At 62.8% G+C, this 16,902-nt stretch carries 12 protein-coding genes; 8 read left to right on the top strand and 4 right to left on the bottom strand.

Features of this window, described 5'->3' with window-relative positions; translation table 11 throughout:
- Nucleotides 1-18 precede the first annotated feature (18 nt).
- Nucleotides 19-1,335 carry a replication-associated recombination protein A gene (locus IE095_RS15925; RefSeq protein WP_189412875.1) on the top strand — a complete coding sequence of 439 codons (1,317 nt, stop codon included), beginning with the start codon at nt 19-21 and terminating at the stop codon, nt 1,333-1,335.
- Here IE095_RS15925 and IE095_RS15920 read toward each other — a convergent pair.
- Nucleotides 1,332-1,886: a YqgE/AlgH family protein gene (locus tag IE095_RS15920; RefSeq protein ID WP_189412905.1), complete on the bottom strand. Its 555-nt coding sequence runs from the start codon at nt 1,884-1,886 to the stop codon at nt 1,332-1,334. The genes IE095_RS15925 and IE095_RS15920 overlap by 4 nt on opposite strands.
- 123 nt (nt 1,887-2,009) lie before the next feature.
- On the opposite strand from IE095_RS15920, the gene IE095_RS15915 reads away from it, so the two are divergent.
- The gene (locus IE095_RS15915; RefSeq protein ID WP_189412873.1) at nt 2,010-2,816 is read left to right on the top strand and encodes a protein-disulfide reductase DsbD domain-containing protein; all 807 of its coding nucleotides are present in this window, start codon (nt 2,010-2,012) and stop codon (nt 2,814-2,816) included.
- 6 nt (nt 2,817-2,822) lie between these two features.
- Here the strand turns inward: IE095_RS15915 and IE095_RS15910 are convergent, their stop codons facing one another.
- Nucleotides 2,823-3,173 (bottom strand): hypothetical protein, encoded by a 351-nt coding sequence (locus IE095_RS15910; protein WP_189412871.1) that lies wholly within the window; start codon nt 3,171-3,173, stop codon nt 2,823-2,825.
- Between the two features lie 168 nt (nt 3,174-3,341).
- Between IE095_RS15910 and IE095_RS15905 the strand changes: the two genes are divergently transcribed.
- The 3 genes from IE095_RS15905 to IE095_RS15895 all read left to right on the top strand — a co-directional run bounded on the left by IE095_RS15905 (nt 3,342) and on the right by IE095_RS15895 (nt 6,289).
- Complete coding sequence (locus tag IE095_RS15905; RefSeq protein WP_229804849.1) at nt 3,342-4,301, top strand: threonine-phosphate decarboxylase; 960 nt, start codon at nt 3,342-3,344, stop codon at nt 4,299-4,301.
- Nucleotides 4,298-5,221 (top strand): adenosylcobinamide-phosphate synthase CbiB, encoded by a 924-nt coding sequence (cbiB, locus tag IE095_RS15900; protein WP_189412867.1) that lies wholly within the window; start codon nt 4,298-4,300, stop codon nt 5,219-5,221. Before IE095_RS15905 ends, cbiB begins: the two co-directional genes overlap by 4 nt.
- 129 nt (nt 5,222-5,350) lie before the next feature.
- Nucleotides 5,351-6,289 carry a glycosyltransferase family 2 protein gene (locus IE095_RS15895; RefSeq protein WP_189412865.1) on the top strand — a complete coding sequence of 313 codons (939 nt, stop codon included), beginning with the start codon at nt 5,351-5,353 and terminating at the stop codon, nt 6,287-6,289.
- Here IE095_RS15895 and smc read toward each other — a convergent pair.
- Nucleotides 6,286-9,735, bottom strand: a complete 3,450-nt coding sequence (gene smc, locus IE095_RS15890) for a chromosome segregation protein SMC (RefSeq protein ID WP_189412863.1) — start codon at nt 9,733-9,735, stop codon at nt 6,286-6,288. The genes IE095_RS15895 and smc overlap by 4 nt on opposite strands.
- 167 nt (nt 9,736-9,902) lie before the next feature.
- Between smc and IE095_RS15885 the strand changes: the two genes are divergently transcribed.
- Entirely contained in the window at nt 9,903-10,400 is a 498-nt protein-coding gene (locus tag IE095_RS15885) for a GNAT family N-acetyltransferase (RefSeq protein ID WP_189412861.1), read from the top strand.
- Here IE095_RS15885 and IE095_RS15880 read toward each other — a convergent pair.
- A complete protein-coding gene (locus IE095_RS15880) occupies nt 10,397-11,059 on the bottom strand; it encodes a Crp/Fnr family transcriptional regulator (RefSeq protein ID WP_189412860.1) in 663 nt (220 codons plus the stop codon). The genes IE095_RS15885 and IE095_RS15880 overlap by 4 nt on opposite strands.
- 204 nt (nt 11,060-11,263) lie before the next feature.
- Here IE095_RS15880 and IE095_RS15875 point away from each other — a divergent pair, with 204 nt between their 5' ends.
- Both IE095_RS15875 and IE095_RS15870 read left to right on the top strand, forming a co-directional pair.
- Nucleotides 11,264-14,152, top strand: coding sequence for an NAD(P)-binding protein (locus IE095_RS15875; protein ID WP_189412858.1), 2,889 nt, complete (start codon nt 11,264-11,266; stop codon nt 14,150-14,152).
- A complete protein-coding gene (locus IE095_RS15870; protein ID WP_189412856.1) occupies nt 14,152-16,890 on the top strand; it encodes an adenylate/guanylate cyclase domain-containing protein in 2,739 nt (912 codons plus the stop codon). The genes IE095_RS15875 and IE095_RS15870 overlap by 1 nt, the downstream gene beginning before the upstream one ends.
- The last annotated feature ends 12 nt before the right edge of the window (nt 16,891-16,902 follow it).

Here is a 16,902-nt window from a genome sequence, read left to right as displayed (position 1 = left end):
CGGACCTAGGTTATCCCCATGTCCGATCTATTCGACCATGCCGCCCAAGGCCCTGTTTCCGATGCCAACCGACCCTTGGCCGACCGGCTGCGCCCGCGTGCGCTGGATCAGGTCATCGGGCAGGAAAAGGTGCTGTCGCCCGAAGGCCCCTTGGGGGCGATGCTGGCGGCGGGTTCGCTGGGTTCGCTGATCTTGTGGGGGCCCCCCGGTGTGGGCAAGACGACCATCGCCCGGCTGCTGGCGGATGCGACGGACCGCCATTTCGTGCAGGTCTCGGCGATCTTTACCGGCGTGCCCGATTTGCGAAAGGTCTTTGATACGGCGCGGCTGCGGCGACAGAACGGGCAGGGTGGAACCTTGCTGTTCGTCGATGAAATCCACCGATTCAACAAGGCGCAGCAGGATGGGTTCCTGCCGCATATGGAGGATGGGACGATCCTTCTGGTGGGGGCGACCACGGAAAACCCCTCATTTGAACTGAACGCGGCGCTTTTGTCACGGGCGCAGGTGATTGTTCTGGAACGGCTGACGCTGGCCGATCTGGAGCGGCTGGCGCAAAGGGCGGAAAAAGCGCTGGAACGCGGCCTGCCGCTGACGGGCGAGGCGCGCGAGGCGCTGCTGGAAATGGCGGATGGCGATGGTCGGGCGCTTTTGAATCTTGTGGAACAGGTGATGGCCTGGAAGGTGACGGGGCATCTGGACCGCGATGCGCTGACGACGCGGCTGATGCGGCGGGCGGCGCGTTTCGACAAATCGGGGGATGAGCATTACAACCTTATCAGCGCGCTGCATAAATCGGTGCGTGGGTCCGACCCGGACGCCGCCTTGTATTGGTTCGCGCGGATGCTGGAGGGGGGCGAAGACCCCCGTTTCCTAGCGCGCCGGATCACGCGGATGGCGGTAGAGGATATCGGTCTGGCCGATCCGCAAGCGCAGGAATTGTGTCTGGCCTCGTGGCAGACCTATGAGCGTTTGGGCAGTCCCGAGGGGGAGTTGGCCCTAGCGCAGGCCGTGGTGTATCTGGCTTTGGCACCGAAATCGAACGGGGTCTATGTGGCCTATAAAGCGGCAAGGGCGGCTGCGGCGGAAAGCGGTTCCTTGCCCCCGCCGAAACACATCCTGAACGCGCCGACGCGGCTGATGAAGGACATTGGCTATGGTGCGGGTTACAACTATGACCATGATGCCGAAGACGGATTTTCAGGGCAGAACTATTTCCCAGACGGGATGAAACGGCCCGTCTGGTACGCGCCGCCGGACCGGGGTTTTGAGCGCGAGTTGAAAAAGCGGATCGACTATTTCGCCAAGCTGCGGTCGAAGCGCCAAGGTGGCTAGGCCCGGCCTGCTGTTGCCGAAAGCGTCAAGGGGCTGATCCCTTGCCGCGCCAAAGCGGCCGCCCATTTACCACCATCATCGGGCGAAAAGACCAGATCGGCAGCACTTTCCCCGGTCAACCAGTCGTTCCGCGCAATCTCGGCCTCCAACTGCCCTGGCCCCCAACCGGCATAGCCCAAGGCGAGCAGTGCCTGTTCCGGCCCATCGCCTTGCGCCAAGGCTTGCAGAACATCCAGCGTGGCCGTCATGCCGTAGCCGCCGGGCACGGCCATGGTGGCCTGACCCGTGCGATAGTCGGGTGTGTGCAACACAAAACCCCGTCCACGTTCGACCGGCCCACCGAAATGCACGCGAATATCCCGCCCTGCCGGGGCATTCGGAATCTTCAACTGATCCAGCAGTCCGGCAAAGGTCAGATCAAGCGCCGGTTTGTTGATAATCAACCCCATCGCCCCCTCGGCCGAATGGGCGCAGACCAACACCACGCTTTGCGCAAAGCGCGGATCACCCATACCGGGCATCGCAATCAGCAGATGGCCACCAAGATCCATGACCCGAATATGGCCCGCCCCTGCGTCGCTGTGAAGCCCCGCAACAGTGGCGCCGTGGTCGCGGTTGCGTGATCTCGCCCGAAAGTGACTTTCCATCGGCGACGCGCTGCCTATTGTCGCCGCATGATCAAAACCTGTGCCTCTTCCTTGTTCCTTGCGATTCTCGGCAGCGCTGCGCTGGGCGAAAGCAAACTTCCTGCCGATCTGGTGCAGGCGACCATCCTGCCCGGCTGGCGCACCGCGGATGGCACCCATATGGCCGCCCTGAAGCTGGAGCTTTCGCCCGGATGGAAAACCTATTGGCGCGCGCCGGGCGAGGCGGGGATCCCGCCGGAGTTTGACTGGACGGGCTCGCAGAATGTCGCGGGCGTGCGCCTGCATTGGCCGCGTCCGGTGGTTTTTGACACGAACGGGATGCAGACGCTGGGCTACCACGATGTGCTGGTTCTGCCGGTGGAGATCGCGTTGAAAGATGCGGATCAGCCGCTTCATCTGGCGGTGAACGCCGATCTGGGCGTTTGTCGCGATATCTGCGTTCCGGCACAGGTGCATGTCACCGCCGATCTGGCCCCGGATGGCAAAGGCGATGCTGCTATCCGCGCGGCTTTGGCGGATCAACCGCTTCCCGCCCGCAAGCTGGGCCTGAGCAACGCGGTCTGCGCGGTCGAACCGATCGCGGATGGTTTGCGGGTTACAGCCAGCCTGACGATGCCTGCCCTAGGCAAAGGCGAAACCGTGGTTTTGGAAAGCGGTGCGCCGGGCGTCTGGGTCAGTCAGGCCATGTCGCTGCGCGAAGGCGGCACACTGCGCGCGACAGCAGATATGGTCGGCAACAGCGGTCAGCCCTTTGCGCTGAACCGCGAAGATGTGCGGATCACCGTGCTGGCCGGGGATCGTGCGGTTGAGACTTGGGGCTGCCAAGGCGGCTAGGCTGCCTTAGGCGCTGGGCAGATAACCGACGGGTGCGTTTTCATCCCGCCAGAAATCCAGCGCCGGTTTTTCGCTGACCGGGGAATGGCGTTTGAAATCGCAGTTCAACTCGCCATTTTCAACCGTCGTAGCCACGATCAGCGCCTGAAACACATGCCGGGGCCCGTCATAGATATCCACCAGCCCGCGCAGATGCAGGACGCTGTCTGCAGGAATGGAAAATCCGTCTTTCCAGCGACGCAGGATCGGAAAAGACTGACCTTCAATTTCTAGCCGCAGCCGGGAACGCTTTTTCAAATCGCGCAAGCGAGCGGCTTCCAGCCCCTCACGCACGTCTTTCGGTAAAAATTCCAACATGACTACACCCTCATCCCCCTACATTCTGGACCGATGTTTCCAATGATCAAGGGAATGGATGAGGATTTTGTGAATCGTTGCTGTGGGTGCCCGTTTTGCAACGCAAAGGGGTGATTGAAACGCCGGCGGGAATGGGGTTTGAGGGGGAAACGCCAAGCAAGGTCGATGATGTCCCCGATTTCCAACCTTCCTGACCTCAGCATCGCCGCCGATCATGGTGGCGGGTTGGATGCGGCGATGGCGCGATTCGGCGGCAAGTCCACCGATTGGCTGGACCTCTCGACGGGTATCAATCCGCGTCCTTGGCCTTTGCCAGCCTTTACGGCAGAGGATTGGAACCGTTTGCCCGATAAAGCGGCCTTTGCAGCCATTGAAGCCGCAGCGCGCGACTTTTGGCAGGTGCCAGAGGCGGCGGCGGTGCTGGTGGCACCGGGGGCATCAAGCCTGATTGCGCGCATTCCTTGGTTGTTGCCGCCCGGCAAGGTGGAGATTCCGGGGCCAACCTACAACGAACATGCGCGGGCTTTCGCGGCGGCGGGCTGGCAGATGGCGCAGGGCGCTGGTCAGGTGTTGGTGCATCCGAACAACCCCGATGGGCGGCTTTGGACGGCCAAGGATGTAAAGGCCCCCTTCGTCGTGATCGACGAAAGCTTTTGCGATGTGACGCCAGAGGCCAGTCTGATCCATCTGGCCGCCCGGCCCGGCTCCTTGATCCTGAAGAGTTTTGGCAAGTTCTGGGGTTTGGCGGGCCTGCGGTTGGGCTTTGCTATCGGCGATCCGGCCTTAATTGCGCGTCTTGGCCAGATGATTGGGCCTTGGGCCGTGTCTGGTCCCGCGTTGCGGGCTGGGGCCTTGGCCCTACAGGACAAGGTTTGGGCCAAGGCGACGCGCCTTAGGCTGGAACAGGACGCGGCGCGGTTGGACCAATTGATAGGCAAAGCCATTGGCGGGACGACACTTTTCCGCCTGTATCAGGTGGAAGACGCCCTTCACTGGCAGGAACATCTGGCCAAGGCGCATGTCTGGACACGCCGCTTCCCCTATGATCCGACATGGCTTCGACTGGGCCTGCCGGGGGATGAAAAGGGCTGGGCACAGTTTGAGCAAGCGATGAAGGGTCTGAGATGAGCGCAGGGCTTTTGATCGGAGCGATGCTGCTGGATGCTGCCCTCGGCGAACCGCGCTGGCTATGGGGCCGTTTGCCCCATCCAGCGGTCTTGATGGGCCGGGCGGTCGGTTGGGCCGAGGCACAACTGAACAAGGGTGAAGACCGCCGTGCTAAGGGCATTGTTGCGATGACAGGCTTGGGCCTTGCGGCATTGCTTGTGGGCTGGCTGATCCATCTGATCCCGGACTGCGGGTTGATCGAGATGCTGGTGGTCGCCATCCTTCTGGCGCAAAAATCGTTGGCGCAGCATGTGCAGGCGGTGGGCGATGCGCTTCGCCTGTCTTTGGGGGATGGGCGGCGGATGGTCGGGCGGATCGTGGGTCGCGATACAGCCATGTTGGATGAACCAGCCGTTGCAAGAGCGGCGATTGAAAGTGCCGCGGAAAATCTCTCCGATGGGGTGATTGCGCCAATCTTTTGGTATCTGGTGGCGGGGCTGCCCGGCCTGCTGCTTTATAAAATCACCAATACCGCCGACAGCATGATAGGCCATATGACCCCCCGCTACCGCGCATTCGGCTGGGCGGCGGCGCGATTCGATGATCTGCTGAATCTGATCCCCGCGCGACTGACCGCCGTGTTGATTGCGTTGGCGCATGGGCGGTTTGATGCCGCGGGCCCCATCCTGCGCGATGCGCCCTTGCACCGCTCGCCCAACGCCGGTTGGCCCGAAGCGGCGATGGCCGTTTCGCTGAATGTGGCCCTGTCCGGCCCGCGCAGCTATGCGGGGGAAATGCGTGATTTTCCTTGGGTTTACGCTGAGGGGCGGCGCAATATAGGGCCGCAGGCTGTGGATGATTCCGTGACAGCACTTTGGCACAGCTGGGCTTTGTCGTTGGGCTTGGTGGTGCTGATCTGGCTTGTGGATAAAGCACTCTGACCGCTTGACGGGCCAAGGGCTTTCGGCGACTTTCCACAAAGGCTCGCAAAGCTGCCCTTTGTGCGGTCCCATTCATATTGGAAGTCAAACATGGCAAGCTGGGGCACCTGCACCCTTTTGAAGAACCCGATGGACGAGGTTTTGGCCTATGTCGCCCATCACCAAGAGATGGGGGCCGAGCGGGTCTATCTGTTCTTTGACGACCCGACCGACCCTGCCGCCGATGTGCTGGAGGCGGCGCAAGGTGTCGTGGTGACGCGCTGCGATGAGTCGTTTTGGAATGGGCTGTCCGGCAAGCGGCCATTTCGCCACACAGAGCGGCAACGCCAGGTGCTGATGAAAACCTATCTCGGCTGTGGTCTGGATTGGCTTCTGCATATCGATGCCGATGAGTTTCTATTAAGTGACCTGCCAGTCGACGAGTTACTGGACGATGTTCCCGCGCATCTGGCAACGGTCAAAGCACAGCCTTTCGAAGCAATGCCCGGCGACACGCCCAAGGGCGACCGGATCTATCGTTCGGTGCATTTTCGCGGCCAGATCACCGATCCGGCGCTGATCCAGCAGTTGTTTGGGCCATTTGCGCCGGCATTGCACCGGGGGATGGTCAGCCATCGCTTGGGCAAATCATTCTTCCGAACAGGTGTTCCGGACATGGTGCCGAGCGTGCATTTCGCCAAAATCGGTGACACGACGACAGAAGGGCAGCCGTTCCATCCGGCTTTGCGGCATCTTCATTTCCACGGCGATGATGTTGAGCATTGGGTCGCTACCGCCCACTACAAGGCAAAGGTCGGTGGGGTGCGCTTTAATGAGCCCTATGCCAAGACACTTTTGGCATTGGACGAAGCTGGCTTGCGGCGTTTCCATCGCCGGGTGCACAGCTGCGATCCCGCCGTGGTCGCCATGCTGACTGAAAAGGGACTGATGTTGAGCATTGACATTGATCTAGAGGCAAAAGTCGCGCGCTTGCTTCAGTCTTTGCCCAATTCGTCTGCCAAAGCGGCACCAACGACTCGAAAATCCTTCTTTGGTGCCTTGCTGGCGCGCGGACGTCAGGCCGCCTAGGCCACCATCGCCGCCGCTTTGGTCAGATCGACGCTGACCAACTGACTGACACCCTGTTCGGCCATGGTGACACCGAACAGGCGGTCCATGCGGGCCATGGTGACGGCGTGGTGGGTGATGACCAGAAAGCGGGTTTCCGTGCGGCGGGTCATTTCGTCCAGCAGATCGCAGAAGCGCGTGACGTTGGCGTCGTCCAAAGGCGCGTCCACCTCGTCCAGCACGCAGATCGGGGCGGGGTTGGCCAGAAAGACGGCAAAGATCAGGGCCATGGCAGTCAGAGTCTGTTCCCCGCCCGACAAAAGCGACAGCGTGGACAGCTTTTTGCCGGGCGGCTGACACATAATTTCAAGCCCAGCCTCCAGCGGGTCATCGCTTTCCACCAGCACCAGCCGCGCCTCGCCGCCGCCGAACAAATGGGTGAACAGCGTGGCAAAGCTGGCGTTGACCTGTTCAAAGGCGGTCAGCAGGCGTTCCCGCCCTTCGCGGTTCAGCCCGGCAATCCCAGCGCGAAGCTTCTTGATCGCTTCCTCAAGGTCCAGCTTTTCCTGTTTCAGCGTGTCATGTTCCTGCTGAACGGTGGCCGCATCCTCTTCGGCGCGCAGGTTCACCGCACCCAAGGCTTCCCGCTGGCGTTTCAGGCGGTTCACCTCGGATTCCAGATGCGCCACATCGCCCATCGCCGCCGGATCCCCGCCCAGCTTTGCCAAAAGCCCTGCCGGATCGGTTTCCAGTTCTTCGTCGATCCGGTGTTCCGCCAGCGCTACACCGGCCTTGGACGCCTCGACCTGCGCCTCGGCCCGCGCCCGCGCTTCGCGTGCCTCGCCCGCCAGCCTTTCGCCTTCGCGCTCTGTCAATTGCGCCTCGCGCAATGTCGTCTCGCCCAAGGCCAAGGCATCCGCGGCCTTGGCGCGGCGGGTTTCGGCCAATTCGATGGCCTCGACGAGTTTCGCCTTTTCAGTCGCAATCTGGGCGGGCGCTTTCTGCGCTGTGGCAAGCGCCGTTTCCGAATCCGTCCGCCGCTGACCCAGTTCAGAGGCGCGCTTTTCCGCCGTGTCCAAGCGGTGTCGCCAGCCGGACAGTTCCTTTGTCACCTCTTGCTGACGCCGAACCCGCGCCTCGCCCTCGCGCCGCAGTTCATCCTGCGCGGTGCGCCGCGCGATCATCGCCAGACGCGCTGCCTCGACCGTGGTCTTTTCCGCTTCGACCGCTGCCCTTGCTGCTTCCAGATCGGGCAGATCCTTTTGCCCTGCCTCGGCCTCGGTCAGCCGCATCTGCGCCTGTTCCGCCTCGGCCACGAAACGCAGAACCGAGAGTTCCGCATTTTCGGCACGGCTGGCCGCCATCGACTGTTCCGCCTCGGCCCGCGAGGCCGCGCGGGCGGTTTCGGTGGCGCGTTGGTCGGCCTGACGGCGCGCATCGCGGGCCGCACTATCGGCGCGGGTTAGTTCGGCCAAGCGTTGATGCAGGAGATCATGCGCTTGGCGTGCCCCCTCGGCAGTGGCGGCAACCTCTTCCAGATCGCGCTTCAATTGGACAAGGCGGTTCAACTGTCGCAAGCGCATGGCGGCAGCCGAGGGGGCATCTTCGGCGCGCGTGGTCAGGCCGTCCCAGCGCCAAAGATCGCCTTCAAGACTAACAAGGCGTTGACCGGGAAGAAGGGCCGCCTGCAAACCGGCCCCCTGATCGCGAGCGACAAGGCCAATCTGCGCCAGACGGCGGTGCAGGACATCGGGGGTTTTGGCATGCTGGGAAAGGGGTTCTGCCGCCTTGGGCAGGGGCTGATCGACGGCATAGGGCGACAGCGCCACCCAGCCGGAACCGCCCTTGGCCAAGGGGGCCCGCAGATCATCCGACAGGGCGGCCCCCAAGGCGGCCTCGAACCCCGGTTCGACCTGCACCAGATCCAGAACCTGCGCGCCCGCCTGCGATTCCCGTTCCACCAGCCGCGCGAGCGCCGCCACTTCGGCACGCAGAGCATTTGCCTCGCCTTCGGCGGCCGAACGCACCGCCCGCGCCTCGGCCTCGCGGCCCTGCACCTCGGCCCGCGCGGTTTCTGCCGCTGTCAGCGCCTGATCCGCGTCCAGAGCAGCCTTGGCAGCCGCCTTGGAGGCCTGTTCCGCCGTGGCATAGGCGGCACCTGCCGTATCCCGTGCAGCAATGGCCTGTGTCACGGCAGACCGCGCCTTGGCCTCTTCCCCCAAGGCGCGGTCCAGCCCGCCCTGCGCCTCGACCATCAGACGTTGCGCCGATTGGTGCCGCGCCGAAAGTCGCGCCATGTCTTCGGTGCGTTCCGACAGGGCTGTTTCCCGCCCCGCCAGTTCTGCTCCCGCCTGCCGTGCGGCTTCCACCGCTTCGGCCAGGCGGGATTCGTGTCCCTCATGCGCCTTCAGCAGTTGGTCCTGTTCCCATTCCAGCCGCTGGATGGTTTCCCCCGCATCGCGGTTCAGCCCCGCCTCGCGGTCCAAGTCGCGTGCTATTGCGGCAATGCGTCCCGTCAGATCGGCAATCGCCGCCAAGGCCCGCGCTTCGTCCGCGTTCAATTGATCGCGTTGCAAGGTCAGACGCGCCAGAACCGCCCCGGCAATCGCCTCTTCCTCTCGCAAGGGGGGCATCGCGGCCTCGGCGCGGGACCGCAAAACCCCTGCCTCGCGGGCCTGCCCCTCGGCCTGCGCCGCAGCCATGATCCGCGCGCGCAGGGCTTCCTCGGTCGACAGGCGCAGGGCATCCGCCTCGGCCCAGCGCCGGAACAGCAAGGCCCCTTCCGCCCGACGCAGTTCCTCGCCGATTTCGCGGTAGCGCGCCGCCTGCCGCGCCTGCCGCGCCAGGGTGGCCAACTGGCCCGCCAATTGTTCCAGCACGTCATCCACCCGCGCCAGATTCTGTTCCGTCGCGTTCAGCCGCAGTTCCGCCTCGTGCCGGCGCTGGTAAAGCCCGCTGATCCCCGCCGCTTCCTCAAGGATCCGCCGACGGGATTTCGGCTTTGCATTGATCAGTTCGGCAATCTGCCCCTGTCGCACCAAGGCCGGGCTATGCGCCCCGGTTGAGGCATCGGCGAACAGCATCTGTACATCGCGTGCGCGGACATCTTTGGTGTTCACCTTATAGGCTGACCCCGCATCGCGGGTGATGCGGCGGGTGATTTCGATCTGGTCCGCCTCGTTGAACCCGGAAGGTGCCAGTCGTTCGGCATTGTCGATGATCAGCGCCACCTCGGCAAAATTGCGGGCGGGGCGGGTGGAAGCCCCAGCAAAGATCACATCCTCCATCCCCTCGCCACGCATGGCGCTGGCCCGGTTTTCGCCCATGACCCAACGCAAAGCCTCGAGCAGGTTCGACTTGCCACAGCCATTTGGCCCGACAACGCCGGTCAGACCCGGATGGATCACCAGATCGGTTGTGTCGACAAAGCTTTTAAAGCCGTTCAGGCGAAGCTTGGTAAAGCGCAAGGCGCGGGCCTTCTGATTCCCTCGGACAGGGCCGCATCGTTGGGTTCGGACAGGGTTCTGTCAATCGGAATGGCCTGCCCATGGCGGTTTCCTGCCCCTTATCCACAAGATATGGGTGCGATTCCATCAGGCTTGACCGATGGCCTTGCCGGTTTCATCATTTCGCCATGCTCACGCTGCTGCGCCCCGTTTCCAGTGATACGCAGGCATGGCCCTATCGGGCCCATGCCCCGTTCGATTGGGCCGCGATCCTGCGGCTGATCCAGACGGCCTTTGCCGGGATGGAGGGGCGGATCGACCCGCCTTCGTCGATGCACAGCCTGACGACGGCCGACATTGCCCGACAGGCGGAAGGCGCCGAGGTCTGGGTGATCGGTGATCCGCCCGTGGCCTGCATCTTTATGACGCCGCGTCAGGATTGCCTGTATCTGGGCAAGATCGCCGTCGACAGCGCCCATCGCAACCAAGGTCTGGCCCGTGCCCTGATCGACAAGGCCGAAGCCCGCGCCCGTGCCTTGGGCCTGCCCGCGCTGGAGCTGCAAAGCCGGGTGGAATTGGTCGAAAACCATGCGGCCTTTGCGGCGCTGGGCTTTCAGCAGGTGGGGATGACCGCGCATCCCGGCTTTGACAGGCCGACCTCGATCACCTTCCGCCGCTGGGTCTAGCCGCGCCCCGACAGCAGCAGATCGGGTTGCAGGATCACGATCCGCCCCCGTCCCCCTGAAATCGCCCCGGAGCGCGCCAAGGCGGACATTGCCCGGCTGACCGCTTCGCGGTTCACGCCCAGACTGGCGGCCAGTTCCGCATGGGTCGGGGCCTTCTCAAGAACGCCACCAGCACGAAAGACCCCCAAGGCAAGGGCAAGCGCCGCCAGATGACCCTGCACCCTTTCGGCCACCGTCAGGGCGCTGCCTTGCCAGGCCCTTGCCGTCAGCCGCCGCACCATCGCTGCCAGATGCTGCAACATCCGCTCCCGCACCAAGGGCTGGCTGTCCAGCAGGGCGCGGAATTCGGGGCCCGTCAGCACGAAGCATTCAGCGGCAGACCGCGCGTAGATCGCCAGCGACCGCCCGCCCCCATCCAGGGCCGCGATTTCCCCGAAATGGCTGCCCGGCTGCATTTGGCCAAAGACGATCTCGCGTCCGTCCTCGGCCAGATAGACTGCCAGCAACTGTCCCCTGCCCAGAAAGAACACGTCCCCCCCCGGATCGTCCCGCTGATAGACCTGCTGGCCCGCCACGAAACGGCGGGCGGGGCGGCGGGGCAACAGGGCGGGATCAATGCCCTGGAACAGAGGAAAGGCAGAAAGTTCCGTGAATGACATGACGAGCCTTTCGCAAGGAATGGCCCGCCATGGCAGCTTCACCCCGACCAATCAACAGCCTGTTCCGGCAAACTGGCCCGAAATGCCCCAAAATCGCCGTTTTGCCCCGCCCATATCGCCGCAGGCTCTTGCCCGTGTGTCCAGTGGCGTGTTTCCCGTTTCCAGCAGGGCCGTATCAGAACCTCGGAACGGACAGGCCTGTTCATGCAGAAACAGAAGATTGCCGTCATCGGCGGCGGCGTTGGGGCCATCACAACGGTCTATGCGATCACGCAAACCCCCGATTGGCAGACGAAATACGACATCACGGTCTATCAGCTGGGCTGGCGGATCGGGGGGAAAGGCGCCAGCGGACGGAATGCCGAGCATGGCCAGCGGATCGAGGAACATGGCCTGCATATCTGGGCGGGGTTCTATGACAACGCCTTTCGCAACATGCGGGCCTGTTATGATCAGTTGAACAGCCTTGGCCTGCGGGCGGCGGATGCACCTTTGGGCAGCTTTGATCAGGCCTTCAAGCCGCTTTCGCATCTGTTCCTCGCGGAAAATGTGGGCAGCACATGGCGGCCTTGGGTGATTGATCTGCCGACCAATGACCGGCCCGTGGGCAGCGAAACCGAGGTGCCCGGTCCCTTTGCAATGCTGCAACGGATCTTGGGGATCGCCGCCGAATTTCTAGAGAAGGACGAGCTTTCGGAAAACGCGCTGGGCCTGAAGGCACCGCCCGGTCTGCATCTGTCGGTGAAAAAGGTTCATAGCCATGCCTTGGGAATGGCGGCCGATGGTTTGAAACATGCGCCGGCGGATACGAACCTTTTGGCCGACCTGATCCGCGCGGCGCAAAAGGCGGTTCAAGCGGCAGAGACTCCGGCGAACATGGAGGATGACGGCTATCGGCGGGCGCTGATGCTGCTGGAGATCATGCTGGCCTATGGTCATGGGGTGGTGACTTCGGACACGTTCGTTTCGGGTTATGACATTCTGGATCAATGGGAATTCACCGATTGGCTGCGGATGAACGGCGCGAGCCAAAAGGCGGTGGATTACGTGGCGATCCGGGGCTGCTATGATTTTGTCTTTGGCTTTGCCAAGGGGAACACCGAGCGGCAGGGCGATGTTGGGGCAGGCACGGCGATCCGCGCGATGGCGCGGCTGATCTTTACCTATTCGACGGCCATCTTTCACAAGATGCAGGCGGGGATGGGGGATACGATCTTTGGGCCCTATTATCAGGTTCTGTCGGCGATGGGGGTGCGGTTCGAGTTTTTCAACGCGGCGCGGGAACTGCATCTGAACAGCGACAAGACGGCGGTGCAGTCGATCCGCATGGTGCGGCAGGCCAAGGTCAAGGCGGGGACGTATCAGCCTTTGGTGGATGTCAAAGGGCTGCCTTGCTGGCCATCGGAACCGCAATGGGATCAGTTGGCCAATGGGGCAGAGCTCAAGGCGCTGGGCGTGGATTTCGAATCCGAGGAATCGCCGCCGACGGGGACGGAATACTATCTGGAACGGGGTGAAGATTTCGATCTGGTGGTTCTGGGGGCATCCTTGGGATCTTTGCCCTATCTGACGCCGGAATTGTCCGAGGCCTCGCCCCGCTGGGCCAAGATGCTGGAAAAGGTGCAGACGGTGGGCACCCATGCGGCGCAATACTGGCTGAACCAGACGGCAGAAGAATTGGGTTGGGACGGTCTTGTGGCGCAGCACAATGCGGCACGGGCCTTGCCGCCCAGCCCGATGCAGACGGTGATCACGGGCTTTGCCGAACCCTTGGATACCTGGGCCGATATGTCCCATCTGCTGCCGCGTGAGGATTGGGCGGATCAGGGGCCACAGTCGCTGGCCTATTTCTGCGCGCCGGCACCGGATGGCGAAACGCTGGAGGATTTTACGCAAAGGGTGCGGGGCTGGAATACCAGCGATCTGACAACGATCTGGCCGAAGGCGAAAAAAGGCAAGGGCCTAGACGGTGGGATTTTCTATCCGTCGGGTAAGAATGCCTTTGACCAGCAATATCTGCGGGTGAACATGTTCGGGTCGGAACGTTATGTTCTGTCGGTGACAGGCAGCGTCTTTCACCGGCTTGCGCCCGACGAAAGCGGTTTTCCCAATCTGTTTCTGGCGGGTGACTGGACACGCTGCGGGATGAACGCGGGCTGTGTGGAGGGGGCGACGATGTCCGGCATTGCGGCGGCCAGCGCCGTAACGGGCGTCGATCTGCCGAATGTCGGGGCCGATGACATCCCCGATGCAAGCACAGTGAATGATCAGGCCGCCTATTTAAGCAATTCCATCTCTCGCACCAGTTGGCCGCTGACGCCTTTCTTTGCCCGTGGGGAAATGACCGGCTGGTTCATGTTCTATTATTTGCCACGGGAGCAGGTTCAGGCCTTGTTGGCCGATGGTATTCATCTGGGCCCGGCCCCCGGCGCGCCGCCCGGAATGCATCCGGTAGGGCTGTCCTTCTGCCGTTATCAGAACGTGCGGGGTTCCTTCCTGCCCGGCTTTACCGCCATGTCGCCCTATGGCGAGGCGACCTATGCCATTCCCTATACGCTGACCGATCAGGGCGGCCGCGCGCCGTTGCTTTATCCGCGCAAGCTGTATGTCAATAACAAGACAGCCATATGGGCAGGCAAATTTTGGTATGCAATGCCGAAAAGCCCCGCAGAAATCACTGTGACGGATTCGCGCTTTGTGGCAAGTGACGACAAGGGGATGAGGATCGAGGCAGAGTTTGAACAGCAATCCGACATGCGGGCCTTTTCGACGCATCCGGCTTTCGGGGCAATTTCCGACATGCTTGACCTGACCTTTGTCACCCGCAAGGCCAATGGCGTGCTGCGCTACAATGCCTTTAATCTGGAAATGGCGCAGGCCTTCGTGGCCCCCGTTCATGCGCGGGTGAAGGTCAGCGATCCTGACCCGAATGGTTTTGCGCCCGTCGATCAGGCTTTCCGCCCGCTGGAGGGTGGCGAGGGTCTGCCTGGCGCTTTCCGCATCTGGTGCAGTTGGTCGCTGGGCAATCCCTTTGCCTCGGGTCAGATGCTGAATGCCGCCAAGGCGCGGGCTTTCATCCGGCAGGGGGGCTGATGGACGATTGTTCCAGCCCGGACCAACAGGCGATGGATCGGCGGATCCTGACGCTGTTGTTTGCCGATTTGGCCGGTTCCACCGAACTGGCAGAGCGGCTGGGGCTGGAGGCTTTTGATGCGCTTTTGTCGGGCTTTCACCGGCGTGCGGCTCAGGTGGTCGGGCGGCACGGCGGGCAGGTCTTGCAGCATTATGGCGACGGGATTCTGGCCTGTTTCGGTCTGGCACATGATGGCGAGGATGCCGCTTTGGCGGGGGTTTCGGCCGCGCTTGAACTGGTGGATGCAGGATCAGAACATGCCATTCGGGCTGGTATGCACAGCGGCAGTGTGCTGTGTCGTGGGACGCCAGACCATCGCCAGCCGCAGATCACCGGGTTGGACGTAAACCTGACGGCCCGGTTGCAGGGGCTGGCGGAACCTGGCGAAGTGATCGTGTCGCAGGCGACGCTGGATTTCGTACAGCGTCTGGCAATGCCGCTGATCGAGGGCAAGCAGGCCGTGGTGGTCAAGGGTGTTCGGCAGCCAGTGACCATGGCGCGGGTGACGGGGCTGCGGCGGTTAGCGCGCCTAGCCCAGCCTGCGCAATTGCAGGGGCGCAAAACGCTTTTGGACGCCTTGGAAAAAGGTGGGAACTGGCTGATCAGTGGGCCGCCCGGTCTGGGCAAAAGCGCCCTGTTGCAGGCGTTGGGCGACAACAGGGCGATCCGGGTTTCGGCACGCGGCAATTTGCAGAACAGTCCGCTTTTGCCGTTTGCGGATTGGCTGGGGCAATGGCTGGCCGGGCGTGATCTTGCAGATGCTGCTGCGGGCCGGGGCCTGACCACCGACCAAATCAGTGCCTTGGGCGAGGTCATGGGCCGGACCGCCCCCGATTGGCTCGCCCCGGCGCAAAGGCGGGCAAACCGGATTGCGGCACTGGCACGTCTGCTGGCGGATGAATTGGCCGATGATTCTGGTCTGCTGGTTTTTGACGATCTGCACGGTGCGGATGAGGACAGCCGTCAGGTGCTTTCGGCCTTGGCCGGACAATTGCCCGCCGGGGCGCGGATGGTGGCAACCAGTCGACCGGATGCCGAGGTGGCCGTTTTGGCGGGAACGCTGGGCTTGCAGAGGGTGAACCTGCCGCCGCTAACCCGTGTGGAAGCCGCCGCTTTGATCGGGGATGGCGGGTTGGCCGAAGATCAGACACAGCAGATTTTGGATCGGGCCGAGGGAAATCCGCTGTTCCTTTTGTCACTGAAAGCGGCGGCGCAGGGGGGGCAAGCAGGCCTGCCCCAGACGATCGAGGCGACCTTGCAGGCGCTGATCAATGCCCAAGGCCCGGGCAAGGACAGCCTTTTGAAGGCGGCGGTGATCGGGCGTTCGTTCGCCGCGACGCAACTGGATTGGCTGGGGGCCGATGCCGGCGCAATGGAAGGGGCGTTGCGGGCGGGTCTGATTGAACAACGTGGAGAAGGCTGGCGGTTCGTGCACGGGCTGTTGCGCGATGCCGCCTATCATATGCTTCCCGGCGGACGGCGGCACTCCTTGCATCAAGCTTTTGCGCTGGCGATGGAGGCGCGCGACCCGGCGGGGGTTCAACGCTTTCCCGAAACATTGGCCGATCACTATCTGGCGGCCGAAGATGGGGCGAATGCGCCGCGGGCCTGTCTGGGGGCGGGGTTGTCCTTTCTGCAAAGGGCCGATTTCGATCTGGCCATCCACTATTTGGATCAAGCCGCTCAAAGGCCGGGGGGGCACCGGCTGGCGGCGCTGACCTATCTGGCGGCCGCCCGCCAGCAGAAATTGGGCTTTGCACATCCTGACGTGGGTGCCGCCTATGCGTTGCTGGAAACCGAGGCCGAGATACCGGACGGGGGCGGGCTGGAACGGATGGTGGCGCTCTATGGCCTGTTTGCCCAAAGGATGATCGGGGGCGAGGTGCAGGGCTGCCATGAGTTTATTCAGCGGATGCGGGAAGTGGCGGCTCCCGACGACGCGACCCAGCAGATCTTACGGTTGGTCAATGAATCGGCTTTTGGCCTGTATTCGGGGCGTTTTTCCTTGTCAGAGCAGGCGAATGCAACCTTGCGGGAGTTATATGATCCGGCCGTGCATGGCCATTTGTTCTTGCAGGTGGGGGCAGATCCTTTGGCTTCAATTCTGTCGGCCGAGGTGCATATCCATGCGCAACGGGGCGATCTGGCGGCTGCGAAGGCGGCATTGGCGCAGGGCTTGGCGCATTTGGATCGGTTAGGGGCGCAACAACAATTGCCGTGGCTGCATATTTTTGGGGCGGCGGGGCTGTTTTTTGCGGGACCAAGCGATCTGGCGCGGGAACATTTGGCCAAGGGTCTTGCTTTGGCCGACAGGCAAGGGGCGGGTTTCTGGCAGCTGATCGGGCGGATCTGGGAGCAGGTCTTTTCAATCTCCGAGACGCCAACACCAGAAGGCGTGGCGGCCTTGGACGCGCTTTTGGGACATGCCTGCGCCATTGGGGCTGAACTGCAACTGCCGCTATATCGGGCGATTGTGGCGCAGGCTCATTTTGTATTGGGCGCTGCGGAGGCGGCGGATCGGGACAGCGAAGCGGCTTGTCGTTTGCTTGGCCAGCGGGGCGAGGGGCAGTGGGCGGGGCTTATCTGGCGGATCCGGGGCAACGTGCTGTTGGCGCAGGGCAAGGCGGAAGCGGCAGCAAAGGCTCAGAACCTGGCCAAGGCCTATGATGAGTTGACCGGCGCCCTAATCTGGCATTGAAGGGAGCGAAGC

Source organism: Neogemmobacter tilapiae, assembly GCF_014652215.1.
Taxonomy (GTDB): domain Bacteria; phylum Pseudomonadota; class Alphaproteobacteria; order Rhodobacterales; family Rhodobacteraceae; genus Neogemmobacter; species Neogemmobacter tilapiae.
Note: the sequence above shows the minus strand (reverse complement) of the source record. Positions and strands in the feature narration are given on the sequence as shown.